This window comes from Streptomyces sp. PH9007, assembly GCF_059813725.1.
This window is the reverse complement of record NZ_CM187440.1, coordinates 3,880,266-3,906,416: the sequence shown is the minus strand read 5'-3', so window position 1 is coordinate 3,906,416 and position 26,151 is coordinate 3,880,266. Positions and strand designations below refer to the sequence as shown.

Here is a 26,151-nt window from a genome sequence, read left to right as displayed (position 1 = left end):
CCTCACCCCGGACCAGCGGCAGTTGTTCGTCAACACCTTCCAGACGTACGAGGCGGCACTGGCCCAGGAGGACGAGAACCCGCCGCCCACCTGACCCCGCAGCGACGGGGCCCCTACACCGGCGACCCGTCCGCCCAGAGCTGCTCCGTGTGCGACGCGAACCGGTCGAAGAGGCCGTCGTCCTGGAGCCTGCGCAGATGAAGCATGGGTGAGTCGTGCCCGACCAGATTCGCCAGGTGCGGGGTCACCAGCATCTGATCGTCGAATCGGAAGACGGACAGCGCGACATGTGCCTCGGCGGCGCTGTACCGCGCCTCGATGCCCGCCGTCCCGCCCAGCCTGCGCAGGTGCTCCAGCGAGATGTGGATGCGGGTGGACAGCGTGAGCGCGGTGTCCTCCACCACCTCGCGCCGCCGGGTGATCTCCGAGTCCGGCTCGCCGAGCAGAAAGCGCACCCGGACACCGGCCTCCGCCTTCTTGCGCAGGGCGACGGAGAGATTCGGGTGATCGAGCCACAGAAAGTAGTTGGTGTATCCGGCGAAGGTCAGCTCCTGCCGTGCTTCCGAGATCAGCGACCGCCACACGGACGACGGGCACGCGGAACGGTACGGGTAGACCGAGACCACTTCCCGGTCGGGCCCCATCTTCATCACGGCCTTCGCGGCGGCGGGCCACAACACAGACTCCTCCACTCCCAGGCGTTCGGCCACCGCACCCCGCGTTCGCGGATGGGGGACCCGCCCCTCATACAGCCACCGTTCAACTGTACGGTCCTCGACTTCGCAGGACCGCGCCAACTGGCGTGCGGACATTCCCGCTTCAGAGATCGCACGCTTCAGCGCCTCGTTCAACGTCACTCCTCCGTCAGAACTGACACTTCTGAAGCTTGGAGCGAAGTGTCGGATCTGTCACCGGAATGACGTGGTTCTGACCGGAAGGGTGAGAGAACGTCAGCGGTTCAGGAGCCCCGGCGACGGATGGAGGCCGCCCCGGGGCGTGGTCAACGCTCGGAAAGGAGCGTCAACATGGCGAAGGCTAACGCGGTATCGGTCGGGACGACGGTGCCGGAGGTGCGTCAACAAGCCGTTCTGACGGTGGCACGGGAGAATCTGGCCGATGCGGAGAGCCTGCGGCTCGACTCCGCCTCCACCGAGGAGCTGACGTACCACTTCTGCGTCCTCAAGCGCAGTCTGCGCGAGGTCCTGACGGTGGTGGCGCCGTGACGCCGCCGGTCCGGGTGCCCGTGCCGGTGAACGGCGAGACCCGGATGGTCGCGCTCTCCGCCGTCGAGGCGGAACTCCTGCACGCGCGGTTGTGCCACGCGCTCAGCGGCGAACCGGCGCCCGCCGGGGCGCCGGAATGCCGGTTCGACCAGAAACTCGACCCCCGGCGCCGCCGCGCATGAGGAAGCCCCCGGGGCCGGTACGGGAGTGGACCGGCGCCCGGGGGCTGTGGAGAGGGACGTGCTGATCAGGTGCGGGTGGTGGCCGCCGGCTTCTTGCCGGTGCCGTTCACGCCCTCGGTGGCCGCTTTGTCGGCCTCCTCGAGCGCGGCCACGGCCTCCTCGATCAGACGCGTCTCCGTCTTGCGGCGCTGGGCCGCCAGGTAGGCGGCCCGTTCGGCGCGGAACTGCTTCAGCGTGGCGATACACATCGCGATCATCACGAAACTGAACGGCAGGGCGATGATGATCGCCACCGTTTGGAGTGTGGTCAAGGCGTCACTGCCCGCGGCCACCAGCAGCGCGATGGCCACCGTGCCCTCGACGACCGACCAGAACACGCGGCTCCAGCGCGGCGGCGTCGGGTCGCCGCCGGAGGCCAGCATGTCCACCACGTACGAACCGGAGTCCGAGGAGGTGACGAAGAACAGCACGATCAGCAGCATCGTGATGCCCGCGATCAGGGCGCCGCCGGGGAAGTGGTCCAGCAGCTGGAAGAGGGCGCTGTCCTTGTTCACGCCGTCCGCGCCGACCATGCTGCCCGGCTCGTTGCGCTCCTGGTGCACGGCGGAGCCACCGACGACGGAGAACCAGAAGAAGGTGAGCGCGGCGGGGACCAGCAGCACGCCGCCGACGAACTGACGGACGGTACGGCCCTTGGAGACCCGGGCGATGAAGATGCCGACGAAGGGCGCCCAGGAGATCCACCAGCCCCAGTAGAAGACGGTCCAGCCGCTGACCCACGACTTGCCCTCTTCGCCGTAGGCGGCGCCGGTGTCGAAGCTGAGGGAGGGCAGGGACTGGAGGTAGTTGCCGATGTTCTCGGTGAAGTCCGACAGCAGCAGCGTGGTGGAGCCGCCGATGAGCAGGAAGGCCATCAGGGCGAAGAACAGCACCATGTTGGTGTTGGACAGCCACTTCATGCCCTTGCCGAGGCCGGAGAGCACCGAGATCAGCGCCAGCAGCGTGATGCCGACGATCAGCGCCACCTGGAGCGCCGTACCCGGGTTGTCGGCCCAGCCGAGGAAGTCGGCGCCGGCCGAGATCTGGAGCACACCGAAGCCCAGCGAGGTGGCGACACCGAAGATGGTGCCGACCAGCGCGATGACGTCGATGGCGTCGCCCCAGCGGCCCTTGACGCGGTCGCCCAGCAGCGGCTCCAGCGCCCAGCGGATGGACACCGGGCGGCCCTTGCGGTGCACGGCGTACCCGATGGCCAGACCGACGACCACGTAGATCGCCCAGGGGTGGATGCCCCAGTGCAGGAAGGTCTGGGAGAAGGCGGCCCTGGCCGCTTCGGCCTCGCCGCCGTCCACGCCGGGGCGCGGCGAGTCGTAGAAGGTCAGCGGCTCGGCAACGCCCCAGTAGACGAGGCCGATGCCCATGCCGGCGGCGAACAGCATCGCCAGCCAGGAGGCGGTGGAGAAGTCCGGCTTGTCGTCGTCCTTGCCGAGCTTGATGTCACCGAAGCGGCTGAGCCCGACCCAGACCACGAAGATCACGAAGAGCGAGACCAGCACCATGTAGTACCAGCCGAGGTTGCCCACCACATCCGAGTTGAGGTTCATGACCACGCGGTTGGCGGCGTCGTCCCAGATGATGGCCCACAGCACGAAGACCCCGATGATCGCGACCGAGGGCCAGAAGACCCATGGGGCGATCGTTTGAAACCACGGTTGCGATTTCACGGGTGGTGACGGTGTGGGTTTCCGGTCCGACATGTGTTTCCCCTCTGGGCGGTGCGTAGGCCGCGTAAACGACCTGGTCAACGTTGCGCGCCTGCCCTATGGGGAAAGATGTATGTGTCACGATTCGATTTCCGTGCGGAGACGAATCGCACACGCGTCTCAGCAGCCGCCCCCGCCACCGTCTCCCCCACCGCCACCGCCACCGCCGTCTCCCCCGCCGCCACCATCCCCGGCGGCGAAGAAACCGCCGCCGCCCGATGAGCTGGTCCCGCCCCCGGGGCGGCGTCCCGCCCGGGCCCGCTTGCCCAGGCTCCGGATGATGACCAGCAGCAGGGTGCCCCAGAACAGCACCAGTGCGATGGGGAACACGATGACAAACGTCTCGATCGGCACGGCCGCCCCTCTCCCTGCGGGCCTCCTGCCCGGCCGTGGCCCCCGCACACGGCGCGGCACAGCTCCGGGACGGGCCCGTGACCGTCCCGGTACAGCCGTTATCCCGCCGAGAACCTCAGCACGTCGTTGAAGAACGGGACCTCCAGCCACGGCTTCGGCTGGGCCATCAGCGTCAGCAGCACGATCGTCAGCCCCAGCAGCCCGTACGTGACGATGTCCGTGGCCCGTGAGCGCACCGCCAGCATCCCCACCTCCGGCAGCCAGGCGCGCAGCGCGGCGGCCGCCACCAGGGCGCCGCCGACGATCAGCAGGCCGACCCGGAAGTTCCCGAGCGTGACCAGCAGCCCGACCAGGGTGCCGCCCAGCACGCCCAGCAGCGGCCACTGCCGTATCGCCGCAGGCGCGCTGCCGGGCGCCGTGCGCCGCCCGCCCTGGGGGCGCGCGGTGTCCCGGGTGCTGTACTTGTCGGACGGGCTGCCGCCGCCGCCCACGGTGGCCACCTTGCGCACCCGGCCGATCCACTCCCGGACCGGACGGGGCAGCGAGAGCCGTGGGGTCATGCGGTGGCCACCTGCCGCTCGGCGGCCTCGACCACGTTGCGCAGGAGCATCGCCCGGGTCATCGGGCCGACGCCGCCGGGGTTCGGGGAGATCCAGCCGGCCACCTCCGCGACGCCCGGGTGGACGTCGCCGACGATCTTGCCGCTCTCGTCCCGGCTGACGCCCACGTCGAGGACGGCGGCGCCCGGCTTCACGTCCTCCGGTTTGATCAGGTGCGGCACCCCGGCCGCCGCCACGATGATGTCGGCGGCGCGCAGCTGCGCCGACAGGTCGCGGGTGCCGGTGTGGCACTGGGTCACGGTGGCGTTCTCGCTGCGGCGGGTGAGCAGCAGCGGCAGCGAGCGGCCCACGGTGATGCCGCGGCCGACGACGGCGACCTGGGCTCCGGCGATCTCCACGCCGTGCCGGCGCAGCAGCTCGATGATGCCGTTGGGGGTGCAGGGCAGCGAGGCGGTCTCGTTGAGGACGAGCCGGCCGAGGTTCACCGGGTGCAGGCCGTCGGCGTCCTTGTCAGGGTCCATGAGGGCGAGGACGCGGTTGACGTCGATGCCGCGCGGCAGCGGCAGCTGGACGATGTAGCCGGTGCAGCCGGGGTCCTCGTTCAGCTCGCGGACGACCGCCTCGATCTCCTCCTGGGTGGCGGTCGCGGGCAGCTCGCGCTGGATGGACGCGATGCCCACGGCGGCGCAGTCGCGGTGCTTGCCGGCCACGTACTTCTGGCTGCCGGGGTCCTCCCCGACCAGTACGGTGCCCAGGCCCGGCGTGATGCCGCGCTCGCGGAGGGCCTGGACCCGGGTGGTCAGGTCGGACTTGATCGCGGCGGCGGTCGCCTTGCCATCGAGAATCTGGGCGCTCATGCCCCCATCCTCGCGGATGCGGGGGTGTGCCCTCCAATCGCCCGCCGGGAAACCCTGGACAGGGGCGGGCAGGCACGATCAAATAACGGGCAGCATTGTGTACAAAAAGAAGATCCGAGAGGGCCGTTGACCGCATGAGCACTCCGCCGCCCCCGCGGCTTCCCGGCCGTATCCGTTCCGCCCGCGCCGTCTCGTACACCGTGGCCGGGCTGACCCTGCTGATGGCCCTCATCTCGTTGCAGGCCGGATTCGGCGACGAGGAGACCTTGCGCGAGCTGAACGTGACGGCCGGCCCGGTGATCACCCTCGGGGTGATCTTCCTGGCGTTCGGGGCGGTCGGCATCGCGCTGGCCACCCGTTTCGCCCGGGGCGGGGCGCGGGTGCGGATCGGCGCCATGGTGTGGGGCGTGGCCGGGGTGGTGCTGGGCTTCGGCACCGGGACGCTGGGCCTGCTGGTGCTGGCGGCCTCGATCGCCCTGGTGGCCCTGCTGGCCATGCGGGACAGCCGCGACTGGTTCGCCAGGCCCCAGGACTGACTGGTTCCAGGTAACCGGCCCCGGGGTGACCGGCCCCGGGCCTGACCCATTCCCGGGGCGGCCGACCACGGGGCCTGCGGGGGACGGGGCCAACGGGCCTGCCGCGCACGGCTGTTGGGCGGTGCGTTATCAACTCGCGTAGAAATCGTCATGAGCACGTCATCTACGCGCTCAACAATCTGTCAGGAACCCCCACACCCCCTATGGGAGGCATCCTGATGCTGACGCGCGCACGACGCAGCGTCGCCGTGCTCACCACCGCACTGAGCACCGCGCTGCTGTTCGTCCTCCTCGGCCAGCCGGCCACCGCCGCACCCCCCAACATCCCCTCCGCCGCCACCGCCCGCACCGAGCTGAACGCCCTGCGCGTCGCGGCCGAGGGCTCGATGACCGGCTACTCGCGCGACCTCTTCCCGCACTGGACCTCCTCGGGCGGGTGCACCACCCGGCAGACCGTCCTCAAGCGGGACGGCTCCAACGTGGTGGTCGACAGCAACTGCCAGCCCACCTCGGGCAGCTGGTACAGCCCGTACGACGGCGTCACCGTCACCAGCGCCTCCGGCGTGGACATCGACCACATCGTGCCGCTCGCCGAGGCCTGGCGCTCCGGCGCCAACTCCTGGACCACCGACACCCGGCGCTCCTTCGCCAACGACCTGTCCAACCCGCAGCTGATCGCCTCCAGCGCCAGCTCCAACCGCTCCAAGGGCGACCAGGACCCGGCGGACTGGAAGCCGGTCTCCTCGTACCAGTGCACCTACGCGCGGATGTGGATACGCGCCAAGTACCGCTGGAACCTGAGCGTGGATTCGGCCGAGAAGACCGCCCTGACAAGCATGCTCAACACCTGCTGATCATGGTCAGATGTCCGGTATGAGTGAGGCACAGAACGCACAGAGCGAGCACAGCGAGCGGTTCTCCACCTTCAAGCCGCCGCGCGGTGGCGTCATGACCAAGGAAGTCGGTGCCATCACCGGCGAATTGGAACTGCACACCAGAGCCGACGAGGACGGCGTCCTCACCCTGCGCGTCCGCTACGCGGGCGCGAACGAGTGGTACACGCTGGAGGGCGCTCCCTACCAGCTGTACGACGCGCGCGACGCCGGCGTCCTGCACGACATCCTCGTCGAGCTGCTGCACCGCCCCCAGCCGTGACGGCCTGACCCGGCAACGGTCAACGGCCGCACCCCCGTAGCCCAGGGGGGCGGCCGTTGACCGTCGTCCGTCACCGATCGGACGCCACGGGGCGCCCGTCGGCGCAATCAGTGGAAAAAGTGCCGGGTCCCGGTGAAGTACATGGACACCCCGGCCGCCTTGGCCGCCTCCATGACCTCGCCGTCCCGCTTCGAACCGCCCGGCTGCACCACGGCGCGGATCCCCGCCGCCGTGAGCACCTCCAGACCATCGGCGAACGGGAAGAACGCGTCCGAGGCCGCGTACGCCCCGGCCGCCCGGTCCTCGCCCGCCCGCTGCACCGCGAGCCGCGCCGAGTCCACCCGGTTGACCTGGCCCATGCCCACGCCCACCGTGGCACCGTCCTTGGCCAGCAGGATCGCGTTCGACTTCACCGCGCGCGACGCCCGCCACGCGAACGCCAGCTCGGCCAGCTCCGCCTCGCCCAGCGCGTCACCCGCCACCAGCGTCCAGTGCGCCGGGTCGTCCCCGTCCGCCTGGAGCCGGTCCGCGACCTGGAGCAGCGTGCCGCCCTCCAGCGGCCGGTACTCGCCGGTCGCGGCTGGGGCGCCTGGGGCGCGCAGCACCCGGATGTTCTTCTTGCGGGCCAGGACGTCGACGGCGCCGTCCTCGTACGCCGGGGCCACGATGACCTCGGTGAAGATCTCCGCGACCTGCTCGGCCAGCGCCACCGACACCGGGCGGTTGACGGCGATCACGCCGCCGTACGCCGACAGCGGGTCGCAGGCGTGCGCCTTGCGGTGCGCCTCGGCGACATCGGCGCCGACCGCGATCCCGCACGGGTTGCTGTGCTTGATGATCGCCACGGCCGGCGCCTGGTGGTCGTAGGCGGCGCGGCGGGCGGCCTCGGCGTCGATGTAGTTGTTGTAGCTCATCTCCTTGCCGTGCAGCTGCTCGGCGGCCGGCAGGCCGGTGCCCGAGCCGTCCGCGTAGAGCGCGGCCCGCTGGTGCGGGTTCTCGCCGTACCGCAGCACGCCCTGCCGGGTGAAGGTCAGCCGGGCGGCGGCGGGGAACTCTCCGGCCTCGGCACCCTCGCCCACCGGCTCACCCTGCGCGGCGAACCAGCCGGCCACCGCCGCGTCGTACTCGGCGGTGTGCGCGAACGCCTCCGCCGCCAGGGCACGCCGCTGCGGCAGCGTGAAGCCGCCCTCGGCGACGGCGGACAGCGCGTCCGCGTACCGCTCCGGGTTGACGATCACAGCCACCGAGGGGTGGTTCTTGGCGGCGCCGCGCACCATGGAGGGGCCGCCGATGTCGATGAGTTCGACGCACTCGTCGAAGGAGGCGCCGGAGGCGACGGTCTCCTGGAACGGGTAGAGGTTCACGATGACCAGATCGAACGCCTCGATCTGAAGCTCCGACAGCTGCTGCCGGTGCTCGGCACGGCGCAGGTCGGCGAGGATGCCGGCGTGCACGCGCGGGTGCAGGGTCTTGACCCGGCCGTCGAGCATCTCGGGGAAGTTGGTGACCTCCTCGACCGGGGTCACCGGCACCCCGGCGGCGGCGATCGTCCTGGCGGTCGAGCCGGTGGAGACAATCGCCACCCCGGCGGCGTGCAGACCGCGGGCCAGCTCCTCCAGACCGGTCTTGTCGTACACGCTGACCAGGGCCCGGCGGACCGGGCGCTTCGTACCTTCTTCGGAGGTCACGGGATGGAAACCTTTCGTCCCTCGATGCGGTATCCCTCGCGGGCGAGGCGGCCCACGGCGTCGACGAGCAGGGAGCGTTCGACTTCCTTGATCCGCTCGTGGAGCGAGGACTCGTCGTCCTCCTCGCGGATGTCCACGGCGCCCTGGGCGATGATCGGGCCGGTGTCGACCCCGGCGTCGACGAAGTGCACCGTGCAGCCGGTCACCTTGACGCCGTGGGCGAGCGCGTCCCGTACCCCGTGGGCGCCGGGGAAGCTCGGCAGCAGCGCGGGATGGGTATTGATGAATCGCCCGCCGAACCGGGCGAGGAAGGCGGGCCCCACGATCTTCATGAAACCTGCCGAGACGACGAGATCGGGCTCGTACGCGGCGACCTCGTCGGTGAGGGCACGGTCCCAGTCGGCGCGGGTCGGGTAGTCGCGCACCCGGCGAACGAACGCCGGCACCCCCGAGCGCTCGGCACGCCGCAGCCCCTCGATGCCCTCGCGGTCGGCGCCGACCGCCACCACCTGCGCTCCGTACCAGCGGGGCCCGAGCGCCGACTGGGCGTCCAGCAGGGCCTGAAGATTGGTACCGGAGCCGGATACCAGTACGACAAGGCGTGCGGGATCCTTGGGCTGCGGAGCTGGGGCCACGGCGGGAATCTTCCTTCAGCGGTGGGCGAAGCACGACAGGCCGTCGGCCACCGGTCACCATACCGGCATACCGGGCCTCCCCCGTGCGACGGGTGCGGCCACTGCCGGGTACGGTCATTGCCAGCGGAACCGTGGACGAAGGGGACAGCCGACCAAATGACCGATCGACGGCGAGCCTCGGGGCGACAGGACCTGCCCGGCGAGGAGCACAACCCCTTCGCAGCTCCTCCCGAGAACCAGCCCGACCGGCCGTGGCGGTCCCGCCGGAACGACAACGGCGACAGCGGGCGCGGCAGCGGGAACGGCGAGGACCACAAGGACTCCGAGACCGGCGACGACAACCAGCGTTCGCGCTGGGGCAGCCAGTGGAGCCGGCGCCAGCCGGGCCGCGGCAACGGAGCCTTCGGCGAACCCCGGCAGCCCGGCGGCAACGGCCGCGACGGCGGCCCGGGCGGCGGCGGGCCCTTCGGGCCACGCTGGGACCCGACCGACCCGGCGCAGCGGCACGCGCGGTACGCGGTGCTGGCCGGCCTGTGGGGCATCTTCGCCGGTGTGTTCGGCTGGGAGTGGCTGGGCCTGCTGCTGGGCGCCCTCGCCCTGTACTGGGGCATCAGCGCGCTGCGCGGCGGCCCCAAGGACGAGAAGAAGCCCGGCGAGAGCGGCGAGAAGGGGGAGCCGGAGGAGAAGCCCGCCCCCGAGCACCACCGCGCGACCGTCGCCGAGGTGGAGGGCGAGGCCCCGCTCCCGCCCCGCCCCACGACCCCGCCGCGTGCCGGGGCCGCCGCCCGGCGCTCCCCGGTCGGGATGGCGATCGGCGGGCTGGTGCTGGCCGGGATGGCGCTGGTGATCGTCTTCACCACCTACACCGTTCAGCTGGTGTACAAGGACTACTTCGACTGCGTCCAGGACGCGCTGACCACCCCCACGCGCGAGGCGTGCGAGGACCAGCTGCCCAAGCAGCTGCGCCCGATCCTGGGCGAGCGGGACTGACGGCGGCGGCGCGGCACCAGCCGGGACACCCCCGCCGGTGCCGCGCCGCCGTCGTGCCGCCTCCGGCCGGGCACGCCGGGCACGGGTCAGTCGCCGGGGGCGAACGCCTGGGCCACGGCCAGGCTGTCCTCGTAGATGTGGTGGCGGGTGACCTGGGTGTTCTCGACCGTCAGGTAGAGGGCGAACGCCGCCGTGTAGGCGCGGCCGGTGGGCCGGGCGGTCTGCCGGATCTCTCCGGTGACCACCGCGTCCGTACCGTCGACCAGGATGCGGTCGATGACCGTGCCCGCCTCCTCCGGGACGTGGTGCTCCGCCACCTCCCGGTAGTGGGCGGCTATGTCGGCGCGGGTGCGGCGGTGCCGGATCCACGGGGTCCGCGCGCGGCCGTGTTCGGCCTCCGGCCAGTCCAGCTTCCAGTCGGTCTCCGGCGCGTACAGCTCCGCGATCCGCTCGGGGTCGCCGGCGCCGATGCGCTTCAGCAGCTCTTCCACCACGGCACGCGTGTGCGAACTCGTATCCATGACGGCATCCTCACACGCGCCACTCAGGGCTCCCGGGCCGCGTCCTTCAGGGGGGAGAGGTCCGTCTCCTGGTCGAAGGGCATGTCCGGGGTGCGGGGCACGCCGACGGGCGGCGGCGTGTCGGCGGGGTCGGGACGCAGCCGCCGGCGGAGGCGGCTGATCGTCGTGTGCAGCGGGTGTTCCTCGCCCGCGCGCCGGCGCCACCACCGGCGCCCGCGCCGCTCCGGCCGCCGCCCCTCGTGGGCCATGCCCTCCGGGGCACCGCCCCGTTCCGCCGCGCCCGCGCTCCGCGCCCCCTCCCCCACCGGCGGCTCCGCGCGCCGCCGCCGCAGCCTCCCCGCGACCGCCTCCCACGGGCTCACCGTCCGCAGCTGCCACACCCGCAGCAACAGCGCCAGCGGCACCCCCACCACCGCACCCCACCCGGCCGCCGCCGCTCCGGTCAGCACCGGATCGGGGCCGAACTCGGCCAGCGCCAGGGTGCCCAGCGGGCCGCCCGCCAGCGCCGCGAGACCGCCCAGCGTCAGCCCGCACCCCAGCGCCGCCAGCAGCGCGGTGAGCGCCGTGGCCGCCGGCCCCGAGCCGGACCGTACGGCGCCCCTGGCCGTGAACCACGCCAGCACCCCCACCCCCACCACCGGCACGACGGCCGCCGTCGCCCACACCGCCCAGCCGTCGCCCACCCCGCCCGGTGCCATCGCCAGCAGCGGGAAGGCCGGCAGCCGCGGTTCGGCGCCGTCCGTGCCCGTTCCGGCCAGGCCCAGCGGGGCGATCACGCTCCCCGCCCCCAGCGTGAAACCGGGGCCGAGCCCGTACGCCGCCGCCCACACCGCCGCGTTCGGCGCCAGCGCCAGGCCGAGCAGCAGCACCGCGAACCGCCCCGACCAGGGCCCGGAGAGCTGCCCGAACGTCCGCTGCGCCGTGTCCGCGTGCAGCACCAGCGCCCCGGCCGCCAGCAGCGCGCCCGCCCCGCACACCGCCGCCGTACCCGCCAGCGCCGCCCGGCCGGCCGCCGCCAGCCGGTAGGGGTCGGGCCACGGCGCCGGCCAGCCCAGCACCGCCACCGCCGACGCCCCGGTCACCACCACCGTCAGCAGCGGCATCACCGCCAGCGCGCTGAGCGGGCGCGCGCTGATCGGCCCGCCGAGCGTGTACAGCACGGCGGGCACCGCGGGCAGCAGATAGCCGGCGCTGACCCAGGCGGCGGCGCGCGGCCCCACCGCAGGGTTCCGCTCGCCGATCAGCGCCACCCGCACCGCCCGGTGCAGCAGCCAGCACGGGAGCGCGGTCAGCAGCAGCGGGGTCAGCCCGATGGGCGCGGGGACGCCGCTGAGCGTCTCGGCGCGCACGAGTTCCGTGCCGTGCGCCAGCAGCCACAGTCCGGCGACCACGCGCAGCGCGCCGCCCGCGCCGCTGTCGGGGAAGGGGGAGGTGGTCCACAGCACGAGGCCGGTCACGGCCAGCACGCCGAACCCGAGTCCCGCCGCCACCAGGCCCTCACCGAACCATCGGGTGCGGGCGACTCGGCCGTCCGGGGCAAATCGCTGGATAAGGAGGCGCACGCGGCCATGCTGCCAATAACGCCCGGCAGGCTGAGGTATCGCCACGGTCCGGACAGGGAAGGAACGGCAGCCAGTGGAGACTCTGACCAGCGCACCGGGCCGAAGACGCACGCTCGTTCGAGGGCTGAACCCGGCGGGCTCACCGGAGGCGGCGTTCGCGGCCCTGTACGAACGGCACGCGGCCTCCCTGGCCCGGCAGGCGTATCTGCTGTGCGGCGGTGACACGCGGTTCGCGGCCCGGGCGATGGAGCGCGGCTTCCAGCGCTGCTGGGAGGAGTGGCCCGCCGTGGCGGCGGACGCCGACCCGGTGGGGCGGGTGCGGGCGGCGGTGTACGGGTACGCGCTCTCGCCGTGGCACCGGCTGCGGCCGTGGGGCCGGCCCCGGCCCGTCCTGCCGGTGCTGCTCGAACTGCCCCCGCACCAGCGGGGCACGGTGGTGCTGCACGACTGCGCGGGCGTCGGGCTGAGCGCGGCGGCGGCGGAGACGGAGGCCACCGTGGCGGTGACCGGGGCGCGGCTGGCGACGGGGCGGGCGGCGCTGCCCGCCGGGTTCCCGCCCCTGGCCACGCTGGCGGCGGCGGTACCGGTACGCACCCGCCGCCCCGACGCGGTCCGCCGGGCCGGCGAACGCGCCACGGCCCGCCGCACCCGCGCCTGCCTCCTGCTGATGGCGGTGACCCTGACCGCGATCACGGCGTCCCTGCTCCCGGCCATGCGCTGAGTTGGCGCTCCGGGCGGCTTCGTTCAGGGCCTGCGGCCCCGGAAGGTGCGGCGCAGGTCGTCCACCCAGGCGTCGGGGTTCTCCCAGGGGATGAAGTGGCCGCCGTGCTCGTGCGCGTTGACGTTGACGGGGTGGAACCAGTCGGCCTGCGGGCCGGCCGTGAACGCCCGGACGCGCTCGTCCGCGGTGTGGATGCCGGGCGGGTTCTCGTACGTGACGAAGGTGAGCCCGGCCGGGGCCTGCACGACGGGCGTCCGGTCGTGGGCGGGGGTCCACGGGTGGCGGTTGGCGTTCGCGTAGTACCGCAGGGAGGTGGCGGCGGAGTTGTTCACCCAGTAGATGGTGGCGTGGGTGAGCAGGTCGTCCCGGGTGAAGACGGAGGCGAGGTCGCCCCCGTTGTCGCTCCACGCGTTCCAGCGCTCCAGCAGCCAGGCGAGCAGTCCGGCGGGCGAGTCGCTCAGTCCGTGGGCCAGGGTGGCGCCGTCCAGCATGTGCACGGTGAGGTGGGAGGCGAAGCGGCGGTCCTGGTCGATGATCCGGGCCCGGACCTCGGCGGGCTGGTCATCGGTGAGGGGCCGGTTGCGGGTGAAGTCCCAGGCGCGGGGGCCGTTGAAGAAGTCGAGCGGCAGTCCGGAGCCGATGTGGATGCCGTACAGGGAATCGGCGTACTTGTGCCCGAGCTGGCTGGAGACGAGCCCGCCGATGTCGCAGCCTCCGGCGGCGTACCGCGCGTATCCCAGGGTCTCGGTCATCAGGGTGTGCCAGAGGTCCGCGACCTTCCAGAAGTTGACGTCCGGGAAGCCGGTGAGCGGGCCGGGGAAGCCGAAGCCGGGCAGGGAGGGCACGATGACGTCGAAGGCGTCGGCCGGGTCACCGCCGTGGGCGGCGGGGTCGGCGAGCGGGTCGATGACCTTCGACCAGTGCCAGAACGTCCACGGCCAGCCGTGGGTGAGGATCAGCGGGACCGGACGGGGGCCGCGGCCCGCGCGGCGCAGGAAGTGCACCGGGACACCGGCGACGTCCACCCGGTAGTGCTCGTACGCGTTGATGGCGGCCTCGGCCGCACGCCAGTCGTAACCGTCCCGCCAGTACGCGACCAGTTCCTGGAGGTATCCGGCCGGGACGCCGTAGGACCAGTCCTCGTTCGCCTCGTCCAGCGGTGGGCGGGTCAGGGCGAGGCGGGTGCGCAGGTCGTCGAGGGCCTGGTCGGGCACCCGGATCGGGGTGGGTTCCAGGGGGAAGGCGTGCGGGACGGTCATGGCGCGGGCCTCCTTGCGGGCCGGGGGAAGCGCGCCGGGGGAGGTCCGGCGCGGGCACTCGACGGCGGCGGCGAGCGGACGAGCGGACTCTCCCACATTCCGCCGCACGCGTGGCCGCCCCGGGTGCGGCGTCCGGCGTCCGGGCTACGGCGTCCGGGCTACGGCACGGGGTCCGGTCGGCGCAGTCCCGCGACGAGGAGGCCGACCAGCAGGCGCGCGTCGTAGTCGGGGTCACGGTCGGCGCCGATGCAGAGGTTGCCGATGCCGTGCATGAGCTGGAGCGCCTCGATGCCGGGGCGGATCTCACCGGAGTCGACGGCGGCGTCCAGGAGGTGCGCGCACACCGGTACGAGGCGGTCCAGGAAGTGGGCGTGCAGTGTCTGGAAGCGGGCGTTGTCGGCCTGGAGGGCCGCCGCGAGGCCGTGCTTGGTGACCAGGAAGTCGACGAAGAGGTCGACCCACCGCCCCAGGGCGGCATGCGGGGACGGCCCTTCCGCCAGCAGGGCGGGCCCCGCATCGGCGCAGGCGTCGATCTGGTGGTGGTAGACGGCGATGACCAGGTCCGCCCGGGTGGGGAAGTGCCGGTAGATGGTGCCCATGCCGACCCCGGCCGCGGTGGCGATGTCGCGCACCGGGGCTTCCACGCCCGAGGTGACGAAGACCGTGGCGGCCGCCTCCAGCAGGGTCTGGCGGTTGCGCCGGGCGTCCTTGCGCCGTGCTCCGGGCGCGCCGTCCGCGCCCTGGCCGCTGTCGTTCACGACGAGGTCCTTCCACGAGATTGCAAAGCGGAACAGCGTTCCGTATCGTCGGGAGCGGAGCACGGTTCCGTTTTCCCATGATGACAGACCGCCGGGCCCTCCCCTGCCCTGATCAGGCCGGGAGCGCGCGGCGGGACACGACGGAAGGCACAGCCATGACCGACCCGACCACCACCGCCACCACGCCCCCCACCCACGCGCCCGCCACAGTGATATCCGCACAGCCCGTCGTCCTCCCCGCCCCCGGCCGGGGAACGGACCTGCGGGTACGGGTGTCGGCCCCCGCCACCGGCGGCGACCTGCCCGTCATCGTCCTCTCGCACGGCCACGGGTCCTCGCTGCACGGCTACGGCCCGCTCGCCGACCACTGGGCGGCCCACGGGTTCGTCGTCCTCCAGCCCACCCACCTGGACTCCCGCACGCTCGCCCTGTCCGCCGACGATCCCCGCACGCCCAGGATCTGGCGCTTCCGCGTCGAGGACCTGTTCCGTGTGCTGGACCGTCTCGACGTACTGGAGGCCGCCGTACCGGGCCTCGCCGGGCGTGTCGACCACGAGCGGATCGCCGTGGCGGGCCACTCCTGGGGCGCCCAGAGCGCCAGCATGCTGCTGGGCGCGCGCGTCCTGGACGCCGACGGCACGCCGGGCGACGACCTGTCCGACCCCCGGGTCCGCGCGGGGGCGCTGTTCGCCGTGACCGGTCTGGGCGATGACCTGAGCCCCTTCGCGCGGGAGCACCTCCCCTTCATGCGGCCGTCCTTCGCCACCATGACGACACCGGCGCTCATCGTCGCCGGGGACCGGGATCAGTCCGCGCTCTCCACCCGGGGCCCCGACTGGTTCACCGACGCCCACACCCACAGCCCCGGAACCACGTCCCTGCTCACCCTGTCCGGCGCGGAACACTCGCTCGGCGGCATCAGCGGGTACGAGGCCGCCGAGACGACCGACGAGAACCCCGCCCGGGTAGCGCTGGTCCAGCGGCTCAGCACCGCCTTCCTGCACAGCGCCCTGCGCCCCGGTGACACGCGCTGGAAGGCGGCGGCCACCGCACTGGAGGCGGACCCCGAGCCGCTGGGCACGCTGCGCACGCCGTGAGCGCCCGCCGCACGGCGGAAGGGGGACCGGGAAAACGCACGAGGGTGCCCTCCGCCGTGCGGCGGAGGGCACCCTCGTGCGGTGCTACGGGTGCTACGGGTGCTACGGGTACTACGGAACGGTCAGCTCGCGGCCAGCAGCTCGCGCGCCAGCAGCGCCGTCTCGGACGGGGTCTTGCCGACCTTCACGCCCGCGGCCTCCAGGGCCTCCTTCTTGGCCTGCGCCGTGCCGGAGGAGCCGGAGACGATGGCGCCGGCGTGGCCCATGGTCTTGCCCTCGGGCGCGGTGAAGCCCGCCACGTAGCCGACGACCGGCTTGGTGACGTTGGCCTTGATGAAGTCCGCGGCCCGCTCCTCGGCGTCGCCGCCGATCTCGCCGATCATCACGATCAGGTCGGTGTCGGGGTCGGCCTCGAACGCCGCCAGGGCGTCGATGTGGGTGGTGCCGATGATCGGGTCACCGCCGATGCCGACCGCCGAGCTGAAGCCGATGTCGCGCAGCTCGTACATCATCTGGTAGGTCAGGGTGCCGGACTTCGACACCAGACCGATCCGGCCCGGCTTGGTGATGTCGGCCGGGATGATGCCCGCGTTGGACTGGCCGGGGGTGATCAGGCCGGGGCAGTTGGGACCGATGATGCGGGTCTTGTTGCCCTTCTTGCCGGCGTACGCCCAGAACGCGGCGGTGTCGTGCACCGCGATGCCCTCGGTGATCACGACGGCCAGCGGGATCTCGGCGTCGATCGCCTCGATGACCGCGTCCTTGGTGAACTTCTCCGGCACGAAGATGACGGTCACGTCGGCGCCGGTCGCCTCGATGGCGTCCTTGACGCCGCCGAAGACCGGGATCTCGGTGCCGTCGAAGTCAACGGTGGTGCCCGCCTTGCGCGGGTTGACACCGCCGACGATGTTGGTGCCCGCGGCGAGCATCCGCCGGGTGTGCTTCTGGCCCTCGGAGCCGGTCATCCCCTGGACGATGACCTTGCTTTCCTTGGTGAGAAAGATAGCCATGGTGTGTTCGGTGTCCTCGTCCGTCGTTACTTGGCGGCCAGCTCGGCGGCACGGTCGGCCGCGCCGTCCATGGTGTCGACCTGCTCCACCAGCGGGTGGTTGGCGTCGGTCAGGATCTGCCGGCCCAGCTCGGCGTTGTTGCCGTCCAGACGGACGACCAGCGGCTTGGTGACCTCCTCGCCCTTGCCGGCGAGCAGATCGAGCGCCTGGACGATGCCGTTGGCGACCGCGTCGCACGCGGTGATGCCGCCGAAGACGTTGACGAAGACCGACTTGACGTCGGGGTCGCCCAGGATGATCTCCAGACCGTTGGCCATCACCTCGGCGGAGGCGCCGCCACCGATGTCGAGGAAGTTGGCCGGCTTGGCGCCGCCGTGGGCCTCGCCCGCGTACGCCACGACGTCCAGGGTGCTCATGACGAGCCCGGCGCCGTTGCCGATGATGCCGACGTTGCCGTCGTCCAGCTTGACGTAGTTCAGGCCCTTGGCCTTGGCCGCCGCCTCCAGCGGGTTGGCCGCGGCCTTGTCCTCCAGCTCGGCGTGGCCGGGCTGACGGAACTCGGCGTTCGCGTCCAGGGAGACCTTGCCGTCCAGGGCGATGATCTTGCCGTCGCCGGTCTTCACCAGCGGGTTGACCTCGACCAGCAGGGCGTCTTCCTTGATGAAGACGTCCCACAGCTTCTGGAGGGTGAAGACGACCTGGTCGGCGATGTCGGCCGGGAACTTCGCCGCCTTGACGATCTCGCGCGCCTTGGCCTCGGTCACGCCGTCGATCGGGTCGACCGCGATCTTGGCCAGGGCCTCGGGGTTGGTGGCCGCGACCTCTTCGATCTCGACACCGCCCTCGACGGAGGCCATGGCGAGGAAGGTGCGGTTGGTGCGGTCCAGCAGGAAGGAGACGTAGTACTCCTCCGCGATGTCCGCGGTCTGGGCCAGCATCACCTTGTGAACGGTGTGGCCCTTGATGTCCATGCCCAGGATGGCGCCGGCCTTCTCGACCGCGTCCTGCGGGTCGGAGGCCAGCTTCACGCCGCCGGCCTTGCCGCGGCCACCGACCTTGACCTGCGCCTTGACGACCGCACGGCCGCCCAGTCGCTCGGTCACCGCGCGCGCCGCCTCCGGCGTGTCGATGACTTCACCGGCCAGCACCGGTACGTCATGCTTGGCGAAGATGTCCCTCGCCTGATACTCGAACAGGTCCACGCGCGTCCGTCCCTCAATCAGTGGTCTCGCGGTTCGTCGATTCAGCGTGGGCGTGCCGGGTGGCCGCAGCGCATGCGAGCACGCGGCAGGTCCGCAGAGCAGCGTACCGGGGGGCAATTTGCCTATCTGAAATCCAGGTCACACCTGGGTGGTGACAAGGGTCACAAAACCGTACGGCACGGGTCGCCGCGGACCCCTCAGGCGACCCTGATGTGGTCGCGGACCCAGGTCACGACGTCGCCGGTGGGCGCCCCGGGGGTGAAGATCGCCGAGACACCGGCGGCTTTCAGCGGCGGAATGTCCGCCTCCGGGATGATCCCTCCCCCGAAGACCTTGATATCGGCGGCGTCCCTTTCCTTCAGGAGTTCGATCACCCGGGCGAAGAGTGTGTTGTGCGCGCCGGAGAGGACGGAAAGGCCGATCGCGTCGGCGTCCTCCTGAATGGCGGTGTCCACGATCTGCTCGGGGGTCTGGTGCAGGCCGGTGTAGATGACCTCCATCCCCGCGTCCCGCAGGGCGCGCGCGATGACCTTCGCGCCGCGGTCGTGACCGTCGAGCCCTGGCTTGGCGATCACGACGCGGATCGGTCCGGAAACACCCATCAGAAGCCTCCCGAGGAGCTCCGGCACCGATGCCGGAGTGAACGGACATTAACCTCAGCATCCCGCAACGGGCCAGGCTTACGCACGCGCCGCGAGACAGATCACATGGGAGGGGGAAAAGAGGGGGCGCGGGGCACCGGCGGGACCTTTCATCCGAACAGATATCGAACAAATCGTGTGGCACCGATGGTGCCGGTCCCGAATGACGACTGATTGCCCGATTCTTGAACTCGCGAAACCCCGGGAAAGATTGTCGCGGCCCGGAAACGGCAGGTACAGTCGCGCTGCCGTACGCAGCCGCCGGGTCCCCACCCCAGCTCCTGTAGTCGAGCCGAAAGGCGTAGTCAGTGAGCGATCGTCACCCGTCGGGAGTCTTCACTCCGACTGGCCACACTGACGAGATCGGAAACCCCTCCTACGGGACGCTCTCGTACGACGGTTACGCGACGTACGACGGGTACCAGGCACCGGGCCACGCACCGGAGCAGACCTACGCGCAGGCCCACGGGCAGACGCCGGCACAGACCCACGGGTACGACGGGTACGAGGCGTACCAGGGCCAGGGCGGCTGGGACAGCACCTACGGCTGGGAGCAGCAGACCCCCGCGACCGGCACCGCCACCCTGGCGCCGGAGCACGAGGCCGCCTCCACCGCCACCGCCGACGGGCAGCAGACGTACGCCGGTTACGACGCGTACGAGACCTACGGCTCCCCGGCCGCGGACCCGTACGACACCCCCGTGCACGGAACTCCCCTGTACGAACAGGAGTATCAGCCCGAACCCGAACAGGAGCCGGGCACGGCCCCGGGGATGGGCGCGGAGGCGCACGGCGAACCGGACGCCACCACAGTGGCCGCACCGGACACCGAGGCACCGTACGAGCGGGAGACGGCCGATGAGGCCGGCGACGACCCGTCCACGGCCGACGCCTGGACGCCGGAGCCCTGGCAGCCCTCGGAGGGCCCGCAGGACGACCTCCAGGACGAGTGCGCCCCCGAACGCCCGGCGGGCCGCGGCCGGCGCCGCTGCGTCAAGCCCAAGCGCTCCGCCTTCCTCTCGGTCGCCGCGCCCTCCCTCGCCGTCCTGGGCATGACCGCCGTGGCCACCGCCGCCACCGTCTCCACCTCCGACAGCGTCGAGGACGAGCCCCCGGTGGCCGCCCCCGACCCCGGCGAGGCCAAGACGGTCGAGGCGAACAAGGAGTTCGACACCCAGCTGGAGAGCCTGTCGGCCGCCGTCGACGACTACGCCGACCGCGCCAACCGCACCCAGGGCCGTCTTGACCTGGAGGAACGGCTGGAGCAGGAACGGCTGGACGCCGAGGCCGAGGCCGCGCGGATCGAGGCGGAGCGCCCCAAGTTCGCGCTCCCGGTCGACCAGCGCGGCCTCAGCTCGTACTACGGCCAGGCCGGCATCAACTGGCTTTCGCTGCACACCGGCATCGACTTCCCGGTGAGCTACGGCACCCCCGTGAAGGCCGCCACCGACGGCACCATCCGCACCCAGTGGCACATCAGCTACGGCAACCTGCTGATCCTCACCGCGGCCGACGGCACCGAGACCTGGTACGCGCATCTGAGCAGCACCGCCTACCAGTCCGGCTACGTCCAGGCCGGCACGGTCATCGCCTACTCCGGCAACTCCGGCAACTCCACCGGGCCGCACCTGCACTTCGAGGTACGACCGGCGTCCGGCGGCACCATCGACCCGCTCACCTGGCTGCGCAACAAGGGTCTTGAGCCCAACTGACGCACGGCTGATCACGCGCAATGGCCCGCCTCCCCGAAGGGAGGCGGGCCATTGCGCGTGCGGGCCCGAGGTGCCGGTCAGTTCTGGCTCTGACCCACCCGGTAGGCGACACCGAGGGCGGCCAGCGGGGCCACGAAGACGAAGATCCAGTTGATCGCCTCGGCCGACTCCTTCCAGGAGTCGAAGATGTCCCCGAAGTCGCCGAAGAGGTAACCGAAGGCGCTCTTCTGCTCGATCCCGTACATGGCCGCCTCACTGGCGGAGATGCTGTCGGCCTGGTCGGCGATGATCGCCGAGAGCGCGAACAGTTCACCGAGGAACATCGAGACCAGCGCGATCGCCGCGCCCGCCGCGTACAGGCCCCAGTTGCGCGGGACCAGCTTGCCGATCGGCAGCCCGATCAGCGCGCCGATGACCACCGCGGCATAGGTGAACTGCGGGTACTCGCCGGACTCCTCGTCGAACATCTGGGCCACGATGTAGCCGTACGCGATGAACAGCACGATGCCGATGCCCAGCGCCGCCAGGATCGCGAGCAGGACCTTGTTACCACCGGCGGCGGCCGGCGGCGGAGGCGGCGGGAAGCCGCCCTGCGGCGCCCCGCCGTACGGCTGCTGCGGCGGCTGCCCGTAGGCGCCGGGGGCACCGGCCGGGGGCTGCTGCGGGTAGCCGTAACCGGGCTGCGGCGGCTGCTGGGGCTGCGGCTGGCCGTAGCCACCGCCGGGCGGCGGCTGGTTCGGCGGCGGCTGCTGGCCGTACCCGCCCGGCTGTTGCGGCTGCTGCCACGGCTGGCTCATGAAGTCCCCCTGGGTGGAGAGTGATCCGTACTCCGTGGTCAGTGATGAAGAGGAGCACGTACGAAACGACTAAGGCAATGACGAAGGCAATGCCGAGTCATCTCATCTCGTCCGGGGTGACTTCACAAGGTTTTTATCCCGTCTGTGACAGTACAGCGACATGCCTCAGAGCTTCTCCACCGGAGCGTAACGCAGCAGCAACCGCTTGGGTTTTTCCCCGCCGAAGTCGATCGTCGCCTCCGCCCGGTCCCCGCTGCCCTGCACCGAGACCACCCGGCCCAGACCGAACGAGTCGTGGCTGACCCGGTCGCCGGCCGTCAGCGCCACCACCTGCCGCTGCGTACCGCCCCTGGCGGGCGCCCGGTTGGTCGCGAAGCCGCCGGTCGCCGTCCCGGAGGCGGCGGGGCGGCGGCTGACCGGGGCGGGCGGGGGCGGCGCGAGCGGGCCGGTGCGGCGCCACTCCAGGTGCTGTTCGGGGATCTCCTCCAGGAACCGGGAGGGCGGGTTGTGCTGCGGCTGCCCCCAGGCGCTGCGCAGCGCGGCCCGGGTGACGTACAGCCGCTCGCGCGCCCGCGTGATGCCGACGTACGCGAGCCGGCGCTCCTCCTCCAGCTCCTTGGTCTTGCCGAGCGAGCGCATGTGCGGGAAGACGCCGTCCTCCATGCCGCTGAGGAAGACCACCGGGAACTCCAGGCCCTTGGCGGTGTGCAGGGTCATGAGGGTGATCACCCCCTTGTCCTCGCCCTCCGCCTCGTCCGGGATCTGGTCGGAGTCGGCGACCAGCGCGACCCGTTCGAGGAACTCGGCGAGGGTGCCGGAGGTCTCCTCCTCCTCGCCTTCGCGCTCCTGCTCGAATTCCAGGGCGACGGAGGCCAGCTCCTGGAGGTTCTCCACCCGGGTCTCGTCCTGCGGGTCGGTGGAGGACTGCAACTCCGCGAGATAGCCGGTCTGTTCGAGCACGGCCTCCAGTACGGTGGCGGGCCCGGCGCCGGATTCGGCGATCGTGCGCAGCTCCTCCATCAGGACGTTGAAGCGTTTGACGGCGTTCATGGAACGCGCCGCCATGCCGTACGCCTCCTCCACCCGCGCGAGCGCCTGCGCGAAGGAGATCTTCTCGCGCTGGGCGAGCGCGTCGATCATCGCCTCGGCGCGGTCGCCGATGCCGCGCTTGGGGACGTTGAGGATGCGGCGCAGCGGCACGGTGTCCTCGGGGTTGGCCAGCACCCGCAGATAGGCGAGGACGTCGCGGACCTCGCGCCGCTCGTAGAAGCGGACGCCGCCGACGACCTTGTAGGGCAGGCCGACCCGGATGAAGACCTCTTCGAAGACGCGGGACTGGGCGTTGGTGCGGTAGAAGACGGCGACGTCGCCGGGCTTCGCGTCGCCCGCGTCCGTGAGCCGGTCGATCTCGTCGGCCGCGAACTGGGCCTCGTCGTGCTCGGTGTCCGCGACGTAGCCGATGATGCGGGCGCCGGCGCCGGCCTGGGTCCACAGGTTCTTGGGACGGCGGCTCTCGTTGCGCTCGATGACGGCGTTGGCGGCGGAGAGGATGGTCTGGGTGGAGCGGTAGTTCTGCTCCAGGAGCAGGGTGGTGGCCTGCGGATAATCCTCCTCGAACTGGAGGATGTTGCGGATGGTGGCGCCGCGGAAGGCGTAGATGGACTGGTCGGCGTCACCGACCACGCACAGTTCGCCCGGCTCCTCGGTGCCCACCAGCTCGCGGATGAGGGTGTACTGGGCGATGTTGGTGTCCTGGTACTCGTCCACCAGGATGTGCCGGAAGCGCCGCCGGTAGTGCTCGGCGATGTCGGGGAACGCCTGGAGCAGGTGGACGGTCGTCATGATGATGTCGTCGAAGTCCAGCGCGTTGGCCTCGCGCAGCCGCGACTGGTAGAGCGCGTACGCCTCCGCCAGGGTCTTCTCAAAACCATCGGTCGCCTGCCCCGCGAAGGTCTCCTCGTCGATGAGTTCGTTCTTGAGGTTGGAGACCTTGGCGCTGAACGACTTGGGCGGGAACCGCTTGGGGTCCAGGTCCAGGTCGCGGCAGACCAGCGCCATCAGCCGCTTGGAGTCGGCGGCGTCGTAGATGGAGAAGCTGGAGGTGAAGCCGAGGTGCTTGCTCTCGCGGCGCAGGATGCGCACGCAGGCGCTGTGGAAGGTCATCACCCACATCGCGGCGGCGCGCGGGCCGACCAGTTCCTCGACGCGCTCCTTCATCTCACCGGCGGCCTTGTTGGTGAAGGTGATGGCGAGGATCTGCCCGGGGTGGGCGCCGCGGGCGGCCAGCAGGTACGCGATGCGGTGGGTGAGGACGCGGGTCTTGCCGGAACCGGCGCCGGCCACGATGAGCAGCGGCGTATCGCTGTGGGTGACGGCGGCGCGCTGCTGCTCGTTCAGTCCTTCGAGCAGTTGCGCCGGGTCCATGACGGGCTTGGGGGCACCGTTGCGGTACCAGAGGTCGCGCTCGGCCACCTCGGAGGACGCGGAGAAGAGGGCATGCGGGACCTCCTCCTCGTGGTGGTCGTCCTCGGGAGGGGGAGGCGGCGGCTCCGCACCGGGGGGTACGAGATCCGCCAGAACACTGTCGTCAAAGAGGCCGCTCATCGTCTCCCGAGTCTAGGACCCCGCGCCGGGTGGCGGCCCCGCCGTGCGTCCGGCCCTCGGCGCGGCTGGCTCCGGCCCAGGTCCGGTCGGGCTCTGGCCGGGCCGAGGGTCCACGGAATCGCCGTCCGCTCCTACAATCAGGTCTCATGACCGAGCGCCAATCGCAGGACGAACTGCGTGCCTCGCACGCCGACCGGGACATCGTGGTCGAACGGCTGCGCGAGGCAGCCGGGGAGGGCCGGCTCGATCTCGATGAGCTGGAAGAGCGGCTGGAACGGGCGCTGACCGCCAGGACCTACGGCGAGCTGGCGGCACTGACCACCGACCTGCCGGGCCCGGCCGCGCCCGGCGCCCCCGCCGCACCCCTGGCGGCGCCCGCCCCGCCCGCCCAGCTCACGCCCCGGCCCCCGGCCCGCCCCACCCCGCCCGAGATCACGGTCAAGGGCGGGGTCAGCGGCGCCGAGCGCACCGGCCACTGGGTGGCGCCGGCCAGGATCGTCGCCAAGGGCGGCATGGGCGGCATCAAACTCGACTTCACGCGGGCCGAACTGACCGCGGTGGAGACCGAGGTGGAGATCCACGCCGGCATCGGCGGGGTGACCCTGGTGGTCCCCGTGGGCTGGGTGATCGAGGCGAGCGAGTTCGAACCGGACATCGGCGGGTTCAAGGTCAAGACCGAGCACGCGGTGCCGGACGAGCACACGCCCGGGCTGCGGCTGACCGGAAACGGCGGCATCGGCGGCGTCACCGTCCGCCATCCGAACCGGTGGGAACGGCGTCGGCTGCGGGAAAACCCGTCCTAGGTCACAAATTGATTTCGGTCATATCGCACATCAGTCTTCACAAGAGCCCCTCATGATGGCTACCGTGCGACGGCAGGTGGCTCGCTCCCCCGCCCGCCGGTCCCGGCGGCACGAGCCGCCGACCGCTGACTCCGGGTGCGCCGTGGGGGCCACCATCCCCCGGTAGGCGGCAGAGGAAGTGGACACAGAAGGAGACCTCCGGCCTTGGGTACTCACCGCAAGCCGCGTACCGGAATCCTGGAATCCCCCGCCGGCCGCCGGGGCGCCCTGGGCATGGGCGCCGCCGCGCTCGCCTCGGCCACCCTGCTGTCGTCGCAGACCGCGTACGCCGACGACATCGACGACCAGCGCGAACGCGCCGAGGCCGCGGCCGGCCGCGCCTCCGACGTCAAGGACCGGGTGGACGCGCTCTACCGGGAGGCCGGCACCGCCACCCAGCACTACAACGCGGCGCAGGAGGACGTGACCGCGCAGCAGGAGCTGGTCGAGCAGCTGCTGGACGAGGCGGCCCAGGCCACCGACCGGGTCAACGAGGCCCGCCGCACCCTCGGCAGTTACGCCGCCGCCCAGTACCGTACGGGCGCCGGCTCCGCGATGCCGTCCACCATCACCTTCATGCTGTCGGCCGATCCGCAGAGCTACTTCGACCAGCGGTACGCGCTGGACCGGCTCGGCGAACAGCAGCAGCAGGCGCTCACCGACTTCACCGCACGGCAGTCGCAGGCCACCGAGCAGCGCGACGCCGCGACGGAGGCGCTGGACGAACTGGTGGTGCGCGAGGACGAACTCCAGGAGCAGAAGGAGACGGTCCAGGGCAAGCTCGCGGAGGCGCGGCAGCTGCTGGAGCAGCTGACCGAGGAGGAGCAGGACGAACTGGCCGAGCTGGAGCGGCTGGAGCGGGAAGAGGCCGAGCGGGTCGCCGAGCAGGAGCGCCTGGAGCGCGAGGCTGCGGAACGGGCCGCGGCCGAGGAGGCCGCCCGTGCGCAGGAGGAGGCGGACGCGGCGGCCGGGCAGGGCTCGGGCGGCTCCGGGTCGGGCTCCGGCTCCGGTTCGGGTTCCGGCTCTGGTGGCTCGGACACGGGCGGCACGTACGCGACGAAGGCGGAGGCCGCGATCGCCTTCGCGGAGGCGCAGATCGGCAAGCCGTACGTGTGGGGCGCCACCGGCCCCAACTCGTACGACTGCTCGGGGCTGACCCAGGCCGCCTGGCGCGAGGCCGGGGTGACCATCCCCCGCGTGACCTGGGACCAGGTGAACATCGGCACCAAGATCGCCAAGTCCGACCTGCAACCCGGCGACCTGGTCTTCTTCTACAGCGACATCAGCCACGTGGGCCTGTACATCGGCGGCGGCCAGATGATCCACGCACCCAAGCCGGGCGATGTGATCAAGGTCGAGTCGATCGACTACATGCCCTGGCACAGCGCCGTCCGCCCGGCCTGACACCGCCCGCCGGCGGGGCCCCGCACGGTGCCCCGTATCCACCGATCGGTGGATACGGGGATCAACCGAAGCCCGGAC

General features: G+C 71.7%; 27 protein-coding genes. 11 read left to right on the top strand and 16 right to left on the bottom strand.

The genetic code is table 11. The features are described from left to right. Positions 1–113: 113 nt before the first annotated feature. Complete coding sequence (locus ACTFAP_RS17985; protein ID WP_495681502.1) at positions 114–680, bottom strand: hypothetical protein; 567 nt, start codon at positions 678–680, stop codon at positions 114–116. Between the two features lie 345 nt (positions 681–1,025). Here ACTFAP_RS17985 and ACTFAP_RS17980 point away from each other — a divergent pair, with 345 nt between their 5' ends. Both ACTFAP_RS17980 and ACTFAP_RS17975 read left to right on the top strand, forming a co-directional pair. Continuing rightward, positions 1,026–1,223, top strand: coding sequence for a hypothetical protein (locus ACTFAP_RS17980; protein ID WP_400010235.1), 198 nt, complete (start codon positions 1,026–1,028; stop codon positions 1,221–1,223). Further along, entirely contained in the window at positions 1,220–1,405 is a 186-nt protein-coding gene (locus tag ACTFAP_RS17975; RefSeq protein ID WP_495681501.1) for a hypothetical protein, read from the top strand. Before ACTFAP_RS17980 ends, ACTFAP_RS17975 begins: the two co-directional genes overlap by 4 nt. Positions 1,406–1,470: 65 nt before the next feature. Here the strand turns inward: ACTFAP_RS17975 and ACTFAP_RS17970 are convergent, their stop codons facing one another. The 4 genes from ACTFAP_RS17970 to ACTFAP_RS17955 form a co-directional block, all read right to left on the bottom strand. Next, positions 1,471–3,129, bottom strand: coding sequence for a BCCT family transporter (locus ACTFAP_RS17970; protein ID WP_500466841.1), 1,659 nt, complete (start codon positions 3,127–3,129; stop codon positions 1,471–1,473). Between the two features lie 159 nt (positions 3,130–3,288). Further along, on the bottom strand, positions 3,289–3,522 hold the full coding sequence (locus ACTFAP_RS17965) for a hypothetical protein (RefSeq protein ID WP_495681499.1): 234 nt from the start codon (positions 3,520–3,522) through the stop codon (positions 3,289–3,291). A 98-nt stretch (positions 3,523–3,620) separates the two neighbouring features. Further along, positions 3,621–4,082, bottom strand: a complete 462-nt coding sequence (locus ACTFAP_RS17960; RefSeq protein WP_390117792.1) for a DUF3017 domain-containing protein — start codon at positions 4,080–4,082, stop codon at positions 3,621–3,623. Then, complete coding sequence (locus ACTFAP_RS17955) at positions 4,079–4,939, bottom strand: bifunctional methylenetetrahydrofolate dehydrogenase/methenyltetrahydrofolate cyclohydrolase (RefSeq protein WP_500466840.1); 861 nt, start codon at positions 4,937–4,939, stop codon at positions 4,079–4,081. Before ACTFAP_RS17955 ends, ACTFAP_RS17960 begins: the two co-directional genes overlap by 4 nt. A gap of 134 nt (positions 4,940–5,073) precedes the next feature. Here ACTFAP_RS17955 and ACTFAP_RS17950 point away from each other — a divergent pair, with 134 nt between their 5' ends. From ACTFAP_RS17950 to ACTFAP_RS17940, 3 genes are all read left to right on the top strand, one after another. After that, the gene (locus ACTFAP_RS17950; protein ID WP_495681498.1) at positions 5,074–5,475 is read left to right on the top strand and encodes a hypothetical protein; all 402 of its coding nucleotides are present in this window, start codon (positions 5,074–5,076) and stop codon (positions 5,473–5,475) included. A 218-nt stretch (positions 5,476–5,693) separates the two neighbouring features. Further along, positions 5,694–6,329 carry an HNH endonuclease family protein gene (locus tag ACTFAP_RS17945; RefSeq protein WP_400010245.1) on the top strand — a complete coding sequence of 212 codons (636 nt, stop codon included), beginning with the start codon at positions 5,694–5,696 and terminating at the stop codon, positions 6,327–6,329. A gap of 19 nt (positions 6,330–6,348) precedes the next feature. Then, a complete protein-coding gene (locus tag ACTFAP_RS17940) occupies positions 6,349–6,630 on the top strand; it encodes a hypothetical protein (protein WP_390117800.1) in 282 nt (93 codons plus the stop codon). Between the two features lie 107 nt (positions 6,631–6,737). Here the strand turns inward: ACTFAP_RS17940 and purH are convergent, their stop codons facing one another. Further along, positions 6,738–8,318 carry a bifunctional phosphoribosylaminoimidazolecarboxamide formyltransferase/IMP cyclohydrolase gene (purH, locus tag ACTFAP_RS17935; protein WP_500466839.1) on the bottom strand — a complete coding sequence of 527 codons (1,581 nt, stop codon included), beginning with the start codon at positions 8,316–8,318 and terminating at the stop codon, positions 6,738–6,740. Continuing rightward, a complete protein-coding gene (gene purN, locus ACTFAP_RS17930; protein ID WP_174864364.1) occupies positions 8,315–8,962 on the bottom strand; it encodes a phosphoribosylglycinamide formyltransferase in 648 nt (215 codons plus the stop codon). The genes purH and purN overlap by 4 nt, the downstream gene beginning before the upstream one ends. A 147-nt stretch (positions 8,963–9,109) precedes the next feature. Here purN and ACTFAP_RS17925 point away from each other — a divergent pair, with 147 nt between their 5' ends. Further along, positions 9,110–9,943 carry a hypothetical protein gene (locus ACTFAP_RS17925; RefSeq protein ID WP_500466838.1) on the top strand — a complete coding sequence of 278 codons (834 nt, stop codon included), beginning with the start codon at positions 9,110–9,112 and terminating at the stop codon, positions 9,941–9,943. A gap of 86 nt (positions 9,944–10,029) precedes the next feature. Here the strand turns inward: ACTFAP_RS17925 and ACTFAP_RS17920 are convergent, their stop codons facing one another. Together ACTFAP_RS17920 and ACTFAP_RS17915 are read right to left on the bottom strand one after the other, a co-directional pair. Beyond that, positions 10,030–10,464, bottom strand: a complete 435-nt coding sequence (locus tag ACTFAP_RS17920; RefSeq protein WP_436979298.1) for a nuclear transport factor 2 family protein — start codon at positions 10,462–10,464, stop codon at positions 10,030–10,032. A 23-nt stretch (positions 10,465–10,487) separates the two neighbouring features. After that, a complete protein-coding gene (locus ACTFAP_RS17915; RefSeq protein WP_500466837.1) occupies positions 10,488–12,026 on the bottom strand; it encodes a cell division protein PerM in 1,539 nt (512 codons plus the stop codon). Positions 12,027–12,099: 73 nt separating this feature from the next. Between ACTFAP_RS17915 and ACTFAP_RS17910 the strand changes: the two genes are divergently transcribed. Then, entirely contained in the window at positions 12,100–12,747 is a 648-nt protein-coding gene (locus tag ACTFAP_RS17910; RefSeq protein ID WP_500466836.1) for a SigE family RNA polymerase sigma factor, read from the top strand. 23 nt (positions 12,748–12,770) lie between these two features. Here ACTFAP_RS17910 and ACTFAP_RS17905 read toward each other — a convergent pair whose 3' ends face one another. Both ACTFAP_RS17905 and ACTFAP_RS17900 read right to left on the bottom strand, forming a co-directional pair. Beyond that, positions 12,771–14,006 (bottom strand): alpha/beta fold hydrolase, encoded by a 1,236-nt coding sequence (locus ACTFAP_RS17905; protein WP_495681493.1) that lies wholly within the window; start codon positions 14,004–14,006, stop codon positions 12,771–12,773. Positions 14,007–14,164: 158 nt separating this feature from the next. After that, positions 14,165–14,764 (bottom strand): TetR family transcriptional regulator, encoded by a 600-nt coding sequence (locus ACTFAP_RS17900; protein ID WP_495681492.1) that lies wholly within the window; start codon positions 14,762–14,764, stop codon positions 14,165–14,167. Between the two features lie 155 nt (positions 14,765–14,919). Between ACTFAP_RS17900 and ACTFAP_RS17895 the strand changes: the two genes are divergently transcribed. After that, the gene (locus ACTFAP_RS17895; protein WP_500466835.1) at positions 14,920–15,861 is read left to right on the top strand and encodes an alpha/beta hydrolase family protein; all 942 of its coding nucleotides are present in this window, start codon (positions 14,920–14,922) and stop codon (positions 15,859–15,861) included. A gap of 122 nt (positions 15,862–15,983) precedes the next feature. Here the strand turns inward: ACTFAP_RS17895 and sucD are convergent, their stop codons facing one another. The 3 genes from sucD to icmB form a co-directional block, all read right to left on the bottom strand. Further along, a complete protein-coding gene (gene sucD / locus ACTFAP_RS17890; protein WP_030728988.1) occupies positions 15,984–16,871 on the bottom strand; it encodes a succinate--CoA ligase subunit alpha in 888 nt (295 codons plus the stop codon). Between the two features lie 26 nt (positions 16,872–16,897). Further along, entirely contained in the window at positions 16,898–18,073 is a 1,176-nt protein-coding gene (sucC, locus tag ACTFAP_RS17885) for an ADP-forming succinate--CoA ligase subunit beta (protein WP_500466834.1), read from the bottom strand. A 197-nt stretch (positions 18,074–18,270) separates the two neighbouring features. Then, positions 18,271–18,675 (bottom strand): coenzyme B12-dependent isobutyryl CoA mutase small subunit, encoded by a 405-nt coding sequence (gene icmB, locus ACTFAP_RS17880; RefSeq protein ID WP_030728992.1) that lies wholly within the window; start codon positions 18,673–18,675, stop codon positions 18,271–18,273. A gap of 347 nt (positions 18,676–19,022) precedes the next feature. Between icmB and ACTFAP_RS17875 the strand changes: the two genes are divergently transcribed. Beyond that, positions 19,023–20,426, top strand: a complete 1,404-nt coding sequence (locus ACTFAP_RS17875; protein WP_495681490.1) for a peptidoglycan DD-metalloendopeptidase family protein — start codon at positions 19,023–19,025, stop codon at positions 20,424–20,426. A 77-nt stretch (positions 20,427–20,503) separates the two neighbouring features. Here the strand turns inward: ACTFAP_RS17875 and ACTFAP_RS17870 are convergent, their stop codons facing one another. Together ACTFAP_RS17870 and pcrA are read right to left on the bottom strand one after the other, a co-directional pair. Beyond that, on the bottom strand, positions 20,504–21,223 hold the full coding sequence (locus tag ACTFAP_RS17870; RefSeq protein ID WP_495681489.1) for a hypothetical protein: 720 nt from the start codon (positions 21,221–21,223) through the stop codon (positions 20,504–20,506). Positions 21,224–21,388: 165 nt separating this feature from the next. Next, complete coding sequence (gene pcrA, locus ACTFAP_RS17865) at positions 21,389–23,827, bottom strand: DNA helicase PcrA (RefSeq protein WP_495681488.1); 2,439 nt, start codon at positions 23,825–23,827, stop codon at positions 21,389–21,391. A gap of 146 nt (positions 23,828–23,973) precedes the next feature. Here pcrA and ACTFAP_RS17860 point away from each other — a divergent pair, with 146 nt between their 5' ends. Together ACTFAP_RS17860 and ACTFAP_RS17855 are read left to right on the top strand one after the other, a co-directional pair. Continuing rightward, positions 23,974–24,630 carry a DUF1707 domain-containing protein gene (locus tag ACTFAP_RS17860; protein WP_495681487.1) on the top strand — a complete coding sequence of 219 codons (657 nt, stop codon included), beginning with the start codon at positions 23,974–23,976 and terminating at the stop codon, positions 24,628–24,630. Between the two features lie 204 nt (positions 24,631–24,834). Next, on the top strand, positions 24,835–26,073 hold the full coding sequence (locus ACTFAP_RS17855) for an NlpC/P60 family protein (RefSeq protein WP_495681486.1): 1,239 nt from the start codon (positions 24,835–24,837) through the stop codon (positions 26,071–26,073). Positions 26,074–26,151 lie beyond the last annotated feature (78 nt).

What these genes read in the sequence shown, in the direction of transcription:
- ACTFAP_RS17980 (WP_400010235.1), top strand. Translation starts at nt 1,026, where the DNA reads ATGGCGAAGGCTAACGCGGTATCGGTCGGGACGACGGTGCCGGAGGTG.
- ACTFAP_RS17960 (WP_390117792.1), bottom strand. Translation starts at nt 4,082, where the DNA reads ATGACCCCACGGCTCTCGCTGCCCCGTCCGGTCCGGGAGTGGATCGGC.
- ACTFAP_RS17955 (WP_500466840.1), bottom strand. Translation starts at nt 4,939, where the DNA reads ATGAGCGCCCAGATTCTCGATGGCAAGGCGACCGCCGCCGCGATCAAG.
- ACTFAP_RS17950 (WP_495681498.1), top strand. Translation starts at nt 5,074, where the DNA reads ATGAGCACTCCGCCGCCCCCGCGGCTTCCCGGCCGTATCCGTTCCGCC.
- ACTFAP_RS17945 (WP_400010245.1), top strand. Translation starts at nt 5,694, where the DNA reads ATGCTGACGCGCGCACGACGCAGCGTCGCCGTGCTCACCACCGCACTG.
- ACTFAP_RS17940 (WP_390117800.1), top strand. Translation starts at nt 6,349, where the DNA reads ATGAGTGAGGCACAGAACGCACAGAGCGAGCACAGCGAGCGGTTCTCC.
- ACTFAP_RS17925 (WP_500466838.1), top strand. Translation starts at nt 9,110, where the DNA reads ATGACCGATCGACGGCGAGCCTCGGGGCGACAGGACCTGCCCGGCGAG.
- ACTFAP_RS17920 (WP_436979298.1), bottom strand. Translation starts at nt 10,464, where the DNA reads ATGGATACGAGTTCGCACACGCGTGCCGTGGTGGAAGAGCTGCTGAAG.
- ACTFAP_RS17905 (WP_495681493.1), bottom strand. Translation starts at nt 14,006, where the DNA reads ATGACCGTCCCGCACGCCTTCCCCCTGGAACCCACCCCGATCCGGGTG.
- ACTFAP_RS17895 (WP_500466835.1), top strand. Translation starts at nt 14,920, where the DNA reads ATGACCGACCCGACCACCACCGCCACCACGCCCCCCACCCACGCGCCC.
- sucD (WP_030728988.1), bottom strand. Translation starts at nt 16,871, where the DNA reads ATGGCTATCTTTCTCACCAAGGAAAGCAAGGTCATCGTCCAGGGGATG.
- icmB (WP_030728992.1), bottom strand. Translation starts at nt 18,675, where the DNA reads ATGGGTGTTTCCGGACCGATCCGCGTCGTGATCGCCAAGCCAGGGCTC.
- ACTFAP_RS17870 (WP_495681489.1), bottom strand. Translation starts at nt 21,223, where the DNA reads ATGAGCCAGCCGTGGCAGCAGCCGCAACAGCCGGGCGGGTACGGCCAG.
- pcrA (WP_495681488.1), bottom strand. Translation starts at nt 23,827, where the DNA reads ATGAGCGGCCTCTTTGACGACAGTGTTCTGGCGGATCTCGTACCCCCC.
- ACTFAP_RS17860 (WP_495681487.1), top strand. Translation starts at nt 23,974, where the DNA reads ATGACCGAGCGCCAATCGCAGGACGAACTGCGTGCCTCGCACGCCGAC.